Source organism: Peribacillus kribbensis DSM 17871 (genome assembly GCF_000430765.1).
Classification (GTDB): Bacteria; Bacillota; Bacilli; order Bacillales; family DSM-1321; genus Paraperibacillus; species Paraperibacillus kribbensis.
The window spans coordinates 171,588-186,452 of sequence record NZ_KE387239.1 but is presented as its reverse complement, the minus strand read 5'-3'; the positions used below and the strand labels follow the sequence as shown (position 1 = coordinate 186,452).

General features: G+C 46.5%; 15 protein-coding genes. 4 read left to right on the top strand and 11 right to left on the bottom strand.

Annotation, left to right across the window (positions count from 1 at the left end; all coding sequences use genetic code 11):
• Positions 1-31: 31 nt before the first annotated feature.
• Together lgt and hprK are read right to left on the bottom strand one after the other, a co-directional pair.
• The gene (gene lgt, locus H539_RS0116845; RefSeq protein ID WP_026694482.1) at positions 32-844 is read right to left on the bottom strand and encodes a prolipoprotein diacylglyceryl transferase; all 813 of its coding nucleotides are present in this window, start codon (positions 842-844) and stop codon (positions 32-34) included.
• 63 nt (positions 845-907) lie between these two features.
• Positions 908-1,846: an HPr(Ser) kinase/phosphatase gene (hprK, locus tag H539_RS0116840; RefSeq protein ID WP_026694481.1), complete on the bottom strand. Its 939-nt coding sequence runs from the start codon at positions 1,844-1,846 to the stop codon at positions 908-910.
• Positions 1,847-2,055: 209 nt separating this feature from the next.
• Here hprK and nagA point away from each other — a divergent pair, with 209 nt between their 5' ends.
• The 3 genes from nagA (at position 2,056) to H539_RS28895 (ending at position 4,735) form a co-directional block, all read left to right on the top strand.
• Entirely contained in the window at positions 2,056-3,249 is a 1,194-nt protein-coding gene (gene nagA / locus H539_RS0116835; RefSeq protein ID WP_026694480.1) for an N-acetylglucosamine-6-phosphate deacetylase, read from the top strand.
• Between the two features lie 47 nt (positions 3,250-3,296).
• Positions 3,297-4,040 (top strand): glucosamine-6-phosphate deaminase, encoded by a 744-nt coding sequence (nagB, locus tag H539_RS0116830; protein ID WP_245602208.1) that lies wholly within the window; start codon positions 3,297-3,299, stop codon positions 4,038-4,040.
• Between the two features lie 143 nt (positions 4,041-4,183).
• Positions 4,184-4,735 (top strand): N-acetylmuramoyl-L-alanine amidase, encoded by a 552-nt coding sequence (locus H539_RS28895; RefSeq protein ID WP_035322978.1) that lies wholly within the window; start codon positions 4,184-4,186, stop codon positions 4,733-4,735.
• Between the two features lie 36 nt (positions 4,736-4,771).
• Here H539_RS28895 and H539_RS0116820 read toward each other — a convergent pair whose 3' ends face one another.
• From H539_RS0116820 to H539_RS0116780, 7 genes are all read right to left on the bottom strand, one after another.
• Positions 4,772-5,122, bottom strand: a complete 351-nt coding sequence (locus tag H539_RS0116820) for a phage holin family protein (protein ID WP_026694478.1) — start codon at positions 5,120-5,122, stop codon at positions 4,772-4,774.
• Positions 5,119-5,322 carry a PspC domain-containing protein gene (locus H539_RS0116815; protein WP_026694477.1) on the bottom strand — a complete coding sequence of 68 codons (204 nt, stop codon included), beginning with the start codon at positions 5,320-5,322 and terminating at the stop codon, positions 5,119-5,121. Before H539_RS0116815 ends, H539_RS0116820 begins: the two co-directional genes overlap by 4 nt.
• A 52-nt stretch (positions 5,323-5,374) precedes the next feature.
• Positions 5,375-6,511 carry a DUF4097 family beta strand repeat-containing protein gene (locus tag H539_RS0116810; protein WP_026694476.1) on the bottom strand — a complete coding sequence of 379 codons (1,137 nt, stop codon included), beginning with the start codon at positions 6,509-6,511 and terminating at the stop codon, positions 5,375-5,377.
• A 16-nt stretch (positions 6,512-6,527) separates the two neighbouring features.
• Positions 6,528-6,833: a magnetosome magnetite crystal formation protein family gene (locus H539_RS0116805; RefSeq protein WP_026694475.1), complete on the bottom strand. Its 306-nt coding sequence runs from the start codon at positions 6,831-6,833 to the stop codon at positions 6,528-6,530.
• Between the two features lie 218 nt (positions 6,834-7,051).
• A complete protein-coding gene (gene uvrA / locus H539_RS0116795; protein WP_026694474.1) occupies positions 7,052-9,925 on the bottom strand; it encodes an excinuclease ABC subunit UvrA in 2,874 nt (957 codons plus the stop codon).
• Positions 9,926-9,932: 7 nt separating this feature from the next.
• Positions 9,933-11,912, bottom strand: a complete 1,980-nt coding sequence (gene uvrB, locus H539_RS0116790) for an excinuclease ABC subunit UvrB (protein WP_026694473.1) — start codon at positions 11,910-11,912, stop codon at positions 9,933-9,935.
• A 472-nt stretch (positions 11,913-12,384) separates the two neighbouring features.
• On the bottom strand, positions 12,385-12,612 hold the full coding sequence (locus tag H539_RS0116780; protein WP_035322973.1) for a CsbA family protein: 228 nt from the start codon (positions 12,610-12,612) through the stop codon (positions 12,385-12,387).
• 165 nt (positions 12,613-12,777) lie between these two features.
• On the opposite strand from H539_RS0116780, the gene H539_RS28890 reads away from it, so the two are divergent.
• Positions 12,778-13,329 carry a thermonuclease family protein gene (locus H539_RS28890; RefSeq protein WP_035323170.1) on the top strand — a complete coding sequence of 184 codons (552 nt, stop codon included), beginning with the start codon at positions 12,778-12,780 and terminating at the stop codon, positions 13,327-13,329.
• A gap of 95 nt (positions 13,330-13,424) precedes the next feature.
• On the opposite strand, the gene H539_RS0116770 is transcribed toward H539_RS28890, so the two are convergent.
• Together H539_RS0116770 and H539_RS0116765 are read right to left on the bottom strand one after the other, a co-directional pair.
• Complete coding sequence (locus H539_RS0116770; protein WP_035323168.1) at positions 13,425-14,153, bottom strand: amino acid ABC transporter ATP-binding protein; 729 nt, start codon at positions 14,151-14,153, stop codon at positions 13,425-13,427.
• Between the two features lie 23 nt (positions 14,154-14,176).
• The gene (locus H539_RS0116765; protein WP_026694470.1) at positions 14,177-14,842 is read right to left on the bottom strand and encodes an amino acid ABC transporter permease; all 666 of its coding nucleotides are present in this window, start codon (positions 14,840-14,842) and stop codon (positions 14,177-14,179) included.
• Between the last annotated feature and the right edge of the window lie 23 nt (positions 14,843-14,865).

Sequence of the window (14,865 nt, the reverse complement as noted above, 5' to 3'; positions counted from 1 at the left end):
AAATCCTTCTCCTCCCCAGGTTCGAATTTATTTATGCGTCTAAATACCGTTTGACGGATTGCTTGGTAAAGCGTCTGTAAAGAATGATGGCAAGGGCAATCACAATCAGCGAAAGGGACAGCACCTGGGCCATCCGCAGACTGTGGGTGAGCATCAGGCTGTCGGTCCGCATTCCTTCAATAAAGTAACGTCCGATGGAATACCAGATCACATAGGTCAGGAACAGCTCCCCGCGCCGCAGATTTGCTCTTCTCAGAGAGAGCAGGATGATGAAGCCCACAAAGTCCCATAAAGATTCATATAAAAAAGTAGGATGATAATACGCACCGTTGATGTACATCTGATTCACAATAAAATCAGGCAGATGCAGGGATTCCAGGAAGCTCCGGCCCACTTCGCGTCCGTGCGCCTCCTGGTTGATAAAGTTTCCCCACCGGCCGATCGCCTGGCCGAGTATCAGGCTTGGAGCGGCGATGTCACAGATTTTCCAGAACGAAATTCCTTTGACCTTTGTAAAAATATAGGCAGTCAAAATGGACCCGATGAGGGCTCCATGTATCGCAATTCCACCCTGCCACACTTGAATGATTTCATTGGGATGCTTGGAATAATAGCCCCATTCAAAAAGGACATAATAGATGCGGGCACAGATGATGGCCACCGGAACCGCAAACAGAATCATATCGAGAAACGTGTCCTTGGAAAGCCCGCGCTTCTCAGACTCTCTCATTGCAATCAATAAACCTAATAAAAGCCCGGTCCCGATGATGATCCCATACCAGTGGACCGCAATCGGGCCAAGATGAAAGGCCACTTTGCTGATTGGCTCTATTGAATTCTCCATTCTCAATTTCCCTCTCTTTTCTAACTCTCTTTAGGGTCCCTGAAGAGACCCTCGTTTCCAGTCTTATACCTCGTCGCTGTGGTCGCCTTCCATGATCACTTCAGCCAATTTGCTTGTGAAGGACTGGGCAGCATTATATCCCATTTTTTTCAATCTGAAGTTCATCGCAGCAACCTCAATGATGACGGCCAGGTTACGTCCCGGACGGACAGGCACAATAAGCTTTGTGATATTTGTATCCAATATTCTGATTTTTTCTTCGTCAAGGCCCAGACGGTCATACTGCTTGGTCTTTTCCCAGGTCTCCAGATTGATGACCAGGGAGATCCGCTTATAGTTCCTTACAGCTCCTGCCCCAAACAGAGTCATAACATTAATAATGCCAAGACCGCGGATTTCTAATAAATTCTGCAGCAGTTCAGGTGAATTCCCCACCAGCGTCTCTTCGTCTTCCTGGCGGATTTCCACGCAGTCATCCGCCACAAGCCGGTGTCCGCGCTTCACTAGTTCCAGTGCGGTTTCACTCTTACCAACTCCGCTGCTGCCGGTAATGAGAACGCCGACTCCGTAAATGTCTACAAGCACTCCATGAACAGCTGTAGTGGGAGCAAGCTTGAATTCCAGGTAATTCGTCAGTCTGCTGAAAAGGCGGGTAGTCTTGGAACCTGACCGCAGAACCGGCACAGACTCCCGTTCAGACGCCTCGATTAAGTATACCGGAACTTCCTCGCCCCTTGTAATGATGATGCAGGGAGTAAGATCGCTGCATAACGCCTCCATCCGCAGCCTCTGCTCGGCACTGCTCAGCTTATTATAAAAGTCCATTTCGGTCATTCCAAGAAGCTGGACCCGCTCTGCAGGATAGTAATCAAAAAAACCGGCCATCTCTAATCCCGGCCTGGACAAATCACTCGTCACAATCGGTCTGTTTACGCCTTCTTCTCCGCTGATAAGCTCTAAATTGAATTTCTCTATGATGTCTTTTGTACGCACTTTTGCCAATATGATTCCTCCCTTTTGGAGACAATTTAATACTGTACTATATTGTAGCATTTTTTCTTTTGAAAACCTATGTGTGAATCAAACTGCGTGGGATTGAATGTAAACTCCAGATTTCTTGTACGAAATAAGCGGATAGACTACAGAGCCGTGTTTTCCTGCAGGGACCTCTTTCATGTACAATAATGGAAAAGCGTTTAGGAGGTTACTATATGCCGTCCAGCCGATTTATCATAAAAGGTGCCAAGATTTATACAGAGAAAGCCATTCTGTCTCATGGATATATTTTCGTTGAGAACGGAGTCTTTACCGAAATTGGGGAAGGATCACCAGCTGAGCTCCCCTCCGGTGTTCAGGTGATAGAAGCCGAACCAGGCTCCAAAATCATCCCAGGCTTTATTGATGTCCATATCCACGGGGCAGCCGGTGCTGATACGATGGACGCCACTCAGGAAGCACTGGCCGCCATGGCATCCATCCTTCCAGAAGAGGGAACCACCAGCTTTCTGGCAACCACCATCACCCAATCTGTAAGCCAGATTGACAGGGCCGTCCGGAATGTCAAACAATATAGAATTCAGCCTGCACAACCTGGAAGGGCTGAAATACTCGGCATCCACCTGGAGGGTCCGTTTATCAATCCCTCAAAGAAGGGGGCTCAGCCAGAGCAGCATATTCTTGAACCTGACATTGAACAATTCAAGAAATGGCAGGAAGACTCCGGAAACTGCATCAAATTAGTCACCGTGGCACCAGAGCAGCCGAATGGCTATGAATTTATTCAATACCTGGCCGAAAATGGCGTAGTAGCTTCCATGGGCCATACAGATGCCACATACGAACAGATGGAAAAGGCTGTTCTTGCCGGCGCCAGGCAGGTGACCCATTTGTTCAATGGCATGAGGGGCCTGCATCACCGGGAACCGGGAACAGCCGGCGCCGCTCTATTATTCAAGGAACTGAAGGCGGAAATTATTGCGGACGGCATCCATGTAAGGCCGGAAATGATCCAGCTTGCGGTTAATTCCAAAGGCAGAGAGGGTATGATTCTAATAACGGATTCTATGCGGGCAAAGTGCATAAAACCTGGAACCTACGATCTTGGTGGCCAGGAAGTGAAGGTTGAAAATGGGCAGGCCCTCCTGGAGGATGGAACATTGGCCGGAAGCATACTAAAGATGGCTGATTCCGTCAGGAACATGATCCATTTTACAACAATGAACCTTGAGGATGTTATCCACCTTGCCTCTGTCAATCCAGCAAAACAGCTGGGAATATTTGACCGTAAAGGCAGCATAGCTCCGGGCAAGGATGCCGATTTTGTCCTGGTTACATCCGATTTACAGATTCTCAGGACATTCTGCCGCGGGACTCTCGCATACGATTCCAGCTCCGCAGTTAAATAAGGAGAAAAAAGGGAATACTATCGTACTAATTCCATGGATTGAGGGTGATGAAGCTGGAAATCAAAATAATCCAAGCAGATCATTATGAAGAAATGAGCAGGCTGGCTGCCGCACAGGTCATTCAGCTTGTGAAGGCAAAGCCTGATGCTGTACTCGGGCTTGCGACAGGAGGCACACCTATTGGACTTTACAGGGAATTAATAGAAGATTTCCGCGCAAACGGTACAAGCTATGAGGGCATACACACGATTAACCTCGATGAATATGTGGGCATGACAGCAGAGAATTCCAATAGCTATGCATCCTTTATGAAGGAAAATCTCTTTAGTCATATAAATATAAAACCAGAAAATACGAATATCCCGAATGGAAGCGCCGAAAACCTGGAAGATGAATGCAAAAGATATGATGCGCTCATCGAAAGCTTTAATGGTGCTGACCTCCAGGTTTTGGGAATCGGACGGAACGGCCATATCGGCTTTAATGAGCCTGGTACATCCTTCAGCTCTCATGTCCATATTGTCGAATTATCACAGAACACAAGGGAAGCAAATGCGAGATATTTCCCGAGCATGGATGAAGTTCCAGAAAAAGCCCTGACCATGGGCATCGCAAGCATTCTGAAGAGCAGGGAAATTCTGCTTCTCGCTTCCGGCCACACAAAAGCGCAGGCAATTAAAGAGCTGCTGGAAGGATCCGTATCCGAAGACTTCCCTGCCTCAGCATTAAAAAACCATCAAAAAGTCACATTGATAGCGGATCAGGATGCGCTGCAGCTCGTCCGTCTATAACGTTTCCAGGACCGCAGGCATAGCCTGCGGTCTTATTTTATAACTATCTTTTATCAGGAAACTAACTTTTTACTTGTTTGAGCACCTCTTTTTTCCCAAAACACTTTATATAAATAATGATAAAGCCATAAGGAGGGATAATCGTGAAGATTGTACTGGATGCAGGGCACGGCTTCCAAACGCCGGGTAAAAGAAGCCCCTGTGGATTAAGGGAGTATGAATTCAATTCAGCAGTTGCCCGCTGTATGAAGGAGAGCCTTTCCAATTTTCGTTCTGTAAGCGTTTATGAGACTCATTCAGATTTATACGATGCCGCTCTAAAACAGCGGACCGATTTTGCCAATTCGATACATGCAGACGTTTTCATTTCCATACATGCGAACGCAGCAGGAAACGGGAAGGAGTGGGTGGAAGCTGAAGGCATCGAAACGTATGTCTATCTTTCCCGGCCGAAAGAGGCACTTCGGCTGGCAGAATCAGTCCAGAAAAATTTAATCTCTGCCACCAAGCTGAAAAACCGCGGCGTGAAGACGGCAGATTTCCATGTGCTCCGTGAAACAAAAATGACCGCCATCCTGGTCGAGTGCGGCTTTATGACGAGCAGAAAAGATATCATCGAGCTGCGCTCGGATCATTTTAAATCTGCCTGCAGCAGCGCAATCATCAAAGCACTGCGTCAAACGTATCAATTCTAAGACCAGAGGCTGATTCATCGAATCGGCCTCCTGGTCTTATTTATCTTCTCTGTAGACAATCTTATTGATGACGATATTCAGCAGCGCCATGATCAGGGCCGCCACAAAGGCTGTTCCAAATCCTTCGATTTCGAAAGAAGCTCCCATCAGTCCATCCGTAATCATAAGCGTAATCGCATTAATCACAAGGATGAAAAGCCCCAATGTAAGAATCGTGACCGGCAGAGTAAAAAAGATCAGAATCGGCCTGACCACCATGTTAAGTATCGATAGTATAATGCTTGCTCCTATTGCTGCCCCAAAGCTTGAAACATAAATGCCATTTAAATAAACTGCCAATAACATAAAGATACAGGCATTAAGGAGCAGCTTCACAATCCATTTCAACGTATCATTCCATCCCCTTCATTGGGTAAAATAAAGATTAATAGCACATACACCAAGCCAAGTGTAAAGCTAGTAAACACTACAGCTATTGCAAACAGAATCCTAAGCAGCGCCGCATTGATTCCAAAGTATTGAGAAATGCCGCCAAGGATCCCCGCCAATTTTCGGTTTGTTCTCGATCTTACCAGCTTCTTTTTCAAACCCATTTACTCCTTTTTTCAAGATGACGGCAGGCCGTCTAATAAACTCTATTTACTCAGAATGAGTATTTCTAAGCACGGATATGGAACCGGACATCGTTTCAGCCAGGATATACACCCTTTCACCCTTTTGGCCATCCGCTTTAAAACGAAGAGCTTTTTTGGCAACATCCTTTTTTTCTTCGATAACATCAATTCCCCCAAGATTCACATTGAAACCGCCGAGATTTGTCCTCAAATCGGCATCTATGCCAGCCCCGTCAGGAAGGACAAGGTCTATGCTGCCCGTTACCGCCTTTGCCCTCACCCGCTCACACGTTTCATTTTCCACCAGGCATTTCACTTCTCCATTAAAAGAGTTCACATCAATTGAATGAAAGGCTCCGCTGACCGAAATAGGACCATTGATGGTTTCGGCAGCAAGCTTCTGGAAGCTGGCCTGATCCAGAATGATCCCTCCATTGGCTGTATCGATTTCCGCTTCTTCACCGCTAATATTCACAAGATGGATTTTTCCATTGGCTGTTTTAGCTTTTATGGACCGTGCCTTAAGATTCTCACCCTGTGCAGAACCATTGAATATTCGAATCGCAATCTGTTCATAGGTATGATCCGGAATCAGGATTCTCGCTGCGATCTTCATTGATTTTTGCCGATTCAAAAAAGCCATGCTTCCATCCTTGATGCCAAATGATGTCTCAGCCTGAAATAAACTCCTTGCTTCAAGCTCATCTTTTGCCCTGTATATCCTTGCCTCGCACTCGACCCTGACTTCCTTTGTTGCCCATGGGATGATTTCTATGGTACCATTGCTCACTTCGGCAGAAATTTCGGTAAAATCAAGATCGTTCGTCTGGTAAACATGCGCCACTTCGAAATAGGAGCCGAAATTTAAATCCAGGTCAAAGTCTTTGATTTTATTTAATGCCGTATCCACAAAACCGAAGATCTTATCCTTTGCCACCATTACCTTTTGATTGAACGATTCATCCTTTGAAAGCTTTTCCGTAAAGGACTTTTTCTTATGATTGCCAGCCGGTTCCTCTTCCAGTTCAAAAAGAAAACTGTTCTGCTTTTCCTCCTCCTTTTTCGATGTTTCATCCAGCTGTTCCAAAAGAATAAGCGCTTCAGACGCAGTCAGCTTTCCTCCCTCAACCATCTCCAAAATCCGTTTCTTTTCTGTCTGCATGCGAAGATTCCTCCCCTTAATTCATCAACAGCCTGATTCCTTTCACGATATTCCAGATCAGCACAATAAAACTTAACAGACCATAGACAATGATGCCTATAATGAAAAAGACAGGTAATCCTCCATTGGCAAAATCTCCAATGATCCCGGTAATAATCATAATTATTCCCAAAAAGGGAACTAAATGCGAAAGCAGGGCTTTTTTTGCATGTCCTTTCACATAAAAATTGTCACTGACAAAATAGATAATAAGCGGCAGCAAAAATGGTGCAAAGAAAATACTGAAATAACTCAGCGAAGCAAGAATTTTATCTTTATTCATGATAGAGTTCTCCCTTTCTTTTTTCGCGGGTAACCCCGAATTCCTGATGATTCTAGAATCCCTACCATGTTTACGCTTCGGCCGCCAGAAAGTTTCATAAATTCACGAAGCTGTGCCAGCTATACAACCGCACAGGATTTCCCCGGAAATACTCTGGATCTGTCGATTTATGCAGGTAAGCAGAAAGAAAGCAGGCCCTGATAAGGCCTGCTTCTGTCTTAACTGTGCTGTTTTTCTTTTTCATTCACAAGCTTTTCCATTCTCATCCGGTCCCGTTCCAGAATAGGACGTAAATACTTTCCAGTGTATGATTCTTTGACCATGGCGATTTCTTCTGGGGTACCGGAGGAAAGGATGGTTCCTCCTTTATCTCCTCCTTCAGGCCCCAGATCCACAATATAATCGGCTGCTTTGATTACATCCAGATTATGCTCGATAACCAGCACGGTATCGCCATTTTCCACCAGCCTTTGAAGAACAACCAGCAGTCTTGAAATATCATCTACGTGAAGACCGGTAGTGGGCTCATCCAAGATATAGAAGGAACGCCCTGTCGAACGCCGGTGAAGCTCAGAAGCCAGTTTTACCCTCTGCGCTTCTCCTCCTGAAAGAGTCGTTGCAGGCTGGCCCAGTTTCACATAACCCAGTCCGACGTCAAAGATCGTTTGAAGCTTGCGTGAAATTTTCGGGATATTCTCAAAGAAATGCAGTGCATCTTCCACGGTCATGTCCAGAACATCTGCGATATGCTTCCCTTTATATTTAACTTCCAGCGTTTCCCTGTTATAGCGCTGCCCATGGCAGACCTCACAAGGAACATACACATCCGGAAGGAAATGCATTTCAATTTTGATGATTCCGTCGCCGCGGCAGGCTTCACATCTACCGCCTTTTACGTTGAAGCTGAAACGGCCTTTTTTATAGCCCCTTACTTTCGCTTCATTGGTAGAGGCGAACACATCCCGGATATCATCAAATACGCCTGTATAGGTAGCCGGATTCGATCTCGGCGTTCTGCCGATCGGAGACTGGTCAATATCAATAACCTTATCCAGGTAATCAATGCCTTTTATTTCGCGGTGCTCGCCTGGACGGCTTTTGGCTTTATGAAGCTTCTGAGCGAGCGCTTTATGAAGGATCTCATTGATCAAGGTACTTTTTCCGGATCCTGAAACACCGGTTACCGAAATGAAGGTCCCCAGCGGAAACTTGGCATTGACGTTCTTTAAGTTATTTTCCTTTGCTCCCTTAATTTCGATATAACGGCCATCCGGCTTCCTCCTCTCAAGAGGAAGAGGGATGAATTTCTTTCCGGACAGATACTGTCCGGTCAGGGAGGCAGGATCATCCATTACTTCCTGCGGCGTTCCTGCAGAAACGATCGAGCCTCCATGGACACCAGCCCCCGGTCCAACATCAATCAGGTAATCAGCCGCAAACATGGTATCCTCGTCATGCTCTACAACAATCAGTGTATTTCCAATATCCCTCATATTTTGGAGAGTCTGGATTAAGCGGTCGTTATCCCTCTGGTGAAGACCGATTGATGGTTCATCCAAGATATAGAGGACACCGGTCAGCCTCGAGCCGATCTGGGTAGCCAGCCTGATTCGCTGGGCCTCTCCGCCTGAGAGCGTTCCTGCAGCACGGCTTAATGTCAGGTACTCCAGACCGACATTGGCTAAAAAGCCCAATCTCTCATTGATTTCACGAAGAATCAATCTGGCAATCTGCTCTTCCTTTTCAGAAAGCTTCAGGCTGTAAAAGAATTCCAATGCTTCTTCAATCGACTTTTTGGTCACTTCCCCGATATGGCGGCCGTCGACCAGTACAGCCAAAGTCTCCTTTTTCAATCGGTAGCCTTTGCAGACCGGGCAGTCATGCTGTCCCATATACTTTTCCATCTGCTCCCGGATGTAATCCGAGCTTGTTTCTTTAAAACGGCGTTCCACATTCTTGATGACGCCCTCAAAGTGGATATAATTCTCCCTGACCTGGCCAAAATCATTTTCATACCGGAAATAAATCCGGTCAGAGGGAGAACCATAAAGGATCTTTTCCAGCTGGTGCTGGGGCAGATCCTTGACAGGCACATCCATATCGATGCCATAATGGTTCGCCACAGCTTCAAGAAGCTGCGGATAGTACTGCGAGCTTGTCGGTTCCCATGGAGCAATGGCATGATTCTTTAGGGAAAGGTCCTTATTCGGCAGTACCAGATCCTTATCCACTTCCAATTTTGAACCCAGTCCGTCGCATTCCGGGCAGGCGCCAAAAGGACTGTTGAAGGAAAACATGCGCGGCTCAAGCTCGCCGATGGAAAACCCGCAGATTGGGCAGGCGTGCTGTTCACTGAAGAGCAGTTCCGCCTCGCCGATCACATCCACGATCACCTTTCCTGCACCGAGCTTCAATGCACTCTCAAGGGAGTCTGCAAGGCGGCCCTGAATTCCATCCTTCACCACAATCCGGTCGACGATGACTTCAATGGAGTGCTTTTTATTCTTCTCCAGCTCAATCTCATCGCCGACATCATACATGTCCCCATCTATCCGCACCCGGACATATCCCTGCTTCTTAATGTCCTCCAGAACCTTGGCATGCGTTCCCTTTCGTCCGGACACGATCGGCGCCAGGACCTGCATTTTGGTCCGTTCGGGATATTCGAGGACCCGGTCTACCATCTGCTCGATCGTCTGTGAGCTGATTTCAATATTATGGATGGGACACGTTGGGTGTCCGACCCTCGCAAAAAGCAGCCTCAGGTAATCATAGATTTCCGTAACAGTTCCCACCGTAGACCTCGGATTGCGGCTCGTCGTCTTTTGGTCGATCGAGATGGCTGGGGACAGCCCTTCGATCGCATCCACATCCGGCTTATCCATCTGGCCCAGGAATTGTCTGGCATAAGCGGAAAGGGATTCTACATATCTTCTCTGCCCTTCCGCATATATGGTGTCAAAGGCCAGGGAGGATTTCCCTGATCCTGAGAGCCCCGTTAGCACAACCAGCTTATCTCTCGGAATGGTGACGTCTATATTTTTTAAATTGTGGGCTCTGGCACCTTTTACAATAATCTTCTCCATAGCCATAGTGGTGTCATCCTTCCGCTTTAAGTTCTAAAATCAAGTCGCGAAGCTCAGCAGCCCGTTCGAAGTTCAAGGCTTTTGCGGCTTCTTTCATTTCATCCTGCATATCTGCGATTACTTTTTCTCTTTCCTTCTTGTTCAGCTTATCAAGCTTCGCTGTAGCCGAATAGGTTTCCTGTTCCTCAGCCGCATGAGTCGCACGGATCGAATCGCGGATTTCCTTCTGGATCGTCTGCGGAGTAATGCCGTGCTCCTTGTTATACGCCTCCTGGATTTCCCTCCGGCGCGCTGTTTCTCTTATGGCAATATCCATTGAATTGGTCATCTTATCCGCATACATGATGACATGGCCGTTTGCATTACGCGCCGCGCGGCCAATGGTCTGAATGAGGGAACGTTCAGAGCGCAGGAACCCTTCCTTGTCAGCATCGAGTATGGCAACAAGAGAGACCTCGGGAATATCGAGACCTTCCCTTAAAAGATTGATCCCGACGAGTACATCATATTTGCCCATCCGCAGTTCCCGGATGATTTCGATCCTCTCTAGGGTTTTTACCTCAGAATGCAGGTATTGAACCTTAATGCCGAGCTCTTTTAAGTAATCCGTCAAATCCTCAGACATTTTTTTGGTCAGGGTCGTGATGAGCACTCTCTCATCCTTTTTAATGCGGTCATGAATTTCACCAATCATATCATCTATCTGGCCCTGGATTGGGCGGATGTCAATTTTCGGATCAAGGAGTCCTGTAGGACGAATGATCTGCTGCACCATATCAGGGCTGTGCTCAAGTTCATACGGCCCCGGGGTAGCTGATACATACACAGACTGGAAGACTTTTTCTTCAAATTCCCCAAACCGGAGCGGCCGGTTATCCATGGCGGATGGCAGGCGGAATCCATGATCCACAAGGACTTGCTTCCTGGCCTGGTCGCCGTTGAACATGCCGCGGATCTGCGGCAGCGTCACATGGGATTCATCGACAACCAGCAGAAAATCATCCGGGAAATAGTCCAGGAGAGTATAAGGAGTGGATCCTGCCGGCCTTAATGTGAGATGGCGGGAATAGTTTTCGATTCCTGAGCAGAAGCCCATTTCCCTCATCATCTCAAGGTCGTAGCGAGTCCTCTGTTCAAGCCGCTGCGCTTCCAGGAGCTTATTGTCTTCCCTTAGTTCTTCCAGTCTTTCTTCTAATTCCTGTTCAATATTTTTAATGGCTACCCTCATTTTTTCTTCTCGGGTAACGAAGTGGGAGGCCGGAAAGATGGCTACATGTTCCCGTTCTCCCAGGATTTCTCCCGTTAACGCGTCCACTTCCCTGATGCGGTCAATTTCATCACCGAAGAACTCCACACGGATGCAGTGTTCGTCCTTTGAAGCAGGGAAGATTTCCACAACATCCCCCCGGACACGGAAGGTCCCGCGCTGGAAGTCAATGTCGTTTCTTTCATATTGAATGTCTACCAGTTTCCTAAGCAGCTGATTGCGTTCGATTTCCATTCCAGTACGGAGGGAAAGCACCATCTCCCTGTATTCCTCCGGCGAACCGAGACCATAAATGCAGGAAACACTGGCAATGATGATGACATCCTTCCGCTCAAAAAGCGAAGAAGTCGCAGAGTGGCGGAGCTTATCTATTTCATCGTTGATGCTTGAGTCCTTTTCAATAAATGTGTCGGTCTGAGGCACATATGCCTCTGGCTGGTAATAATCATAATAGCTAACGAAGTATTCGACGGCATTATTGGGAAAGAAATCCTTAAATTCACTGTACAGCTGGCCGGCCAGTGTTTTATTGTGAGCGATCACGAGTGTCGGCTTATTAATCTCTTTTATGACGTTTGAGATGGTAAACGTCTTTCCAGTCCCCGTCGCGCCAAGCAGCGTCTGGAACTTCTTCCCTTCACGGATGCCTTCAGCAATCTTCTTTATCGCTTCCGGCTGGTCACCCTGAGGACTGTATTTAGAGACAAGCTCAAAACGGTTATTCACAAGAAAATCCTCCAGTTCAAATATCTATTATTATCAGACTCTGGGCGGTCTGTCGGTTACTTCTTTTTTTCCTCTATATGATGGTTAAAAACCCGGACAATTAAAAAAGCCCCAGTTATTAGTACAATCAATGCCTAAAAAATAACTAAAGCGTTCTGTGCTGTATCTATATAGTTAAGACATAAACAAGAAAATGCATACATCATTTGCTGAAAAACTTATATCTCCATTCTACCACAAAGACCCTAAAAAAAACCAATAAAAAGCGAACGTTTATTCTGATGCTTTGGCTGGTTCCTTATTTTACTTGAAAGAACCAGGTCAAAATTATGATTCTATTTTGGGATTGGAAGCGTATGGAGAACGGAGCCTCACGAAAGCCCAGCCATTTAAATGGACAGAAAAAAATGCAGGCAAATATGCTGTCTGCCTGCATTCTGAAGTACATGGACCAGCCCTTCTGTCCTTTTCCTCAATCGCCTTTTCTCTTTTGTTTTATAAAATGATTGGACAGCCAGAAGCCGGCAGTCAGTGAGAACGCATCAATGACGATGATCAGCCAGCTGTCTGTATAGCCTTTATAGACTGAGACAGCAATCAAGGCCACTGTCAATACAAGCGCTATAATCTGGTTGAAGGTAACCCTGGAGAAAAGCATCACCATCAAGCCGGGAAGAAACAGCGCGGATAAAATTTTCATGGCGTACAGCACTCCTTATAATCCCGCATTCGTTACTATTATCATAATACATGCGGATTCTGTTAGCATTAACTATATGAAAAAAAAGCTTGTAGTTTAATGGATTTCAATATGATAGCATATAAGAAAAAACTCTTACCTGAAATGCGCTATAGGAGGCAACCGATGAAATTCTTCAGTCAAATTTTCTTGGCGCTGGCTGCTGCTGTTCTGGCATTGGCCGGCTGCAGCCAGAGTTCAGAATCCGAAAAGCCGAAAAAGGAAGGCCATGAAACGAGCCAGACAAAGAAACAGAAAGATCTTTCAGGCTCATCAAGCCTGAAACCGCCAGCCGGCGGATTGAAAGGGATTGTGATCCAGGTGCTTGATGGCGATATGATAGCCGTGAAACTAACCAGCGGAAAAACAGAGACCGTGCACCTGGCCCTGGTGGACACCCCCGATAAAAAGCAGCCTTATGGCAAAGAAGCTTTTACGTTTACTTCCACCAATCTTACAGCACGCGAAGTTACCCTTGAAACGGATGCCCAGGAAAGGGACAAGGAGGGAAACCTTCTTGCCTATGTATGGTCAGGAGATAAACTATTTAACGAAATCCTGCTTCAGCAGGGATTTGCAAAGATGACCGGCAATCCTCCGAATGCCAAGTACAAAAAAGAATTCAGCTCTGTTGAAACAAAGGTACGGAAGGCAAAGACGGGAATTTGGAGCATATAAAAGACAAAAAGAGATGGTTTTCCTCATTTTTATGCGGAGAGCCATCTCTTTTTCTATTCGTCTCTTACCCTCAATCATTTCGGCAAATGAGATCCCTATTTGATGGTGGTAGCGCTCAAGAAGGCTTTGGTTCGTTCGTCTTTCGGGCTGCTGAAGAATTCCTGGGTGTCTGCTGCTTCGAGGATGGTTCCTTCGTGCATGTAGACAATTTTATTGGCCACTTCGCGGGCAAAGCCCATTTCATGGGTGACGATCACCATGGTCATTCCTTCGACAGCGAGCTCTTTCATGGTGGCGAGGACTTCTCCCACAAGCTCCGGATCAAGGGCCGATGTAGGCTCGTCAAACAGCATAATGTCAGGCTTCATGGCCAGGGCCCTTGCGATGGCCACCCTCTGCTTCTGTCCGCCGGATAACTTGCTCGGATAAACATCTTCTTTATCGGAAAGATCTACTTTTTTAAGCAGGTCCCTCGCTTCCTGGATGGCCTGTTTTTTAGGGATCTTTTTTACCATAACAGGAGCTTCAATGATGTTTTCGAGTACCGTTTTGTGCGGAAAGAGGTAAAAATGCTGGAACACCATTCCCACTTTCTGACGCACTTCATTGATATTGTGCTTTTCTTTCGTGATTTCTTCTCCTTCAATGATAATTTTCCCGTTATCCTTCTTCTCAAGGAAATTCATGCATCGAAGCAGGGTACTTTTGCCAGATCCGCTCGAACCGATCAGGCAGACGACATCACTTTCATTTACGGATAAATCTACATCCTTCAGGACATGCAGATCCCCGAAGGATTTATTCAGCTTTTCAATCCGGATCATTTCTTTTGCCACATCAGTTCCTCCTATCGGTCACTCTTTGCCAGTCTTTTTTCAATGAGGTTGACCACGATGGTTAAGATGGCCACCAGGATGAGATAATAGACGGCAACAATTAATAAGAACGTCATTTCATCAAAGTTATTCGACCCAAGGGTGGTCGCCACATTGAACAGCTCATTCATGGAGATAAAGGCTGCCAGGGACGAGTCCTTTAAACCGATGATGAATTGATTTCCAAGCGGCGGCAGCGCACGGCGGAAAGCCTGGGGAAGGATGATTCTCCTCATGGTCAAAGACCGTGACATACCAAGTGAGCGTCCTGCCTCCATCTGTCCTTGATCAATCGACTGAATGGAGCCCCGGAAGATTTCTGCAATATAGGCGCCATTATGGAAAGCCAGGGCAAGTGCTGCTGCCCAAAAGTCAGGTATGAGAAAAATGCCGCTCATTCCGAAATAAAGGATAAAGATCTGAACGATCAGCGGAGTTCCGCGCACCAAATATACATAAGCATCGGAAATCCATCCTAATATCTTCACACGAGATATTTTTAGGAGGGCGAAGAACAGCCCGATGACAATCCCTACGAGAACGGATACGACCGTCAGTTTCAATGTGAGCAGCATCGCGTCTATAAATACGCCTTTTGTATCTGCCAGTGTACTTAAAAAATGAGAAAAGCTAGGCAAGTAAATCCATCTCCCTTTCTTCC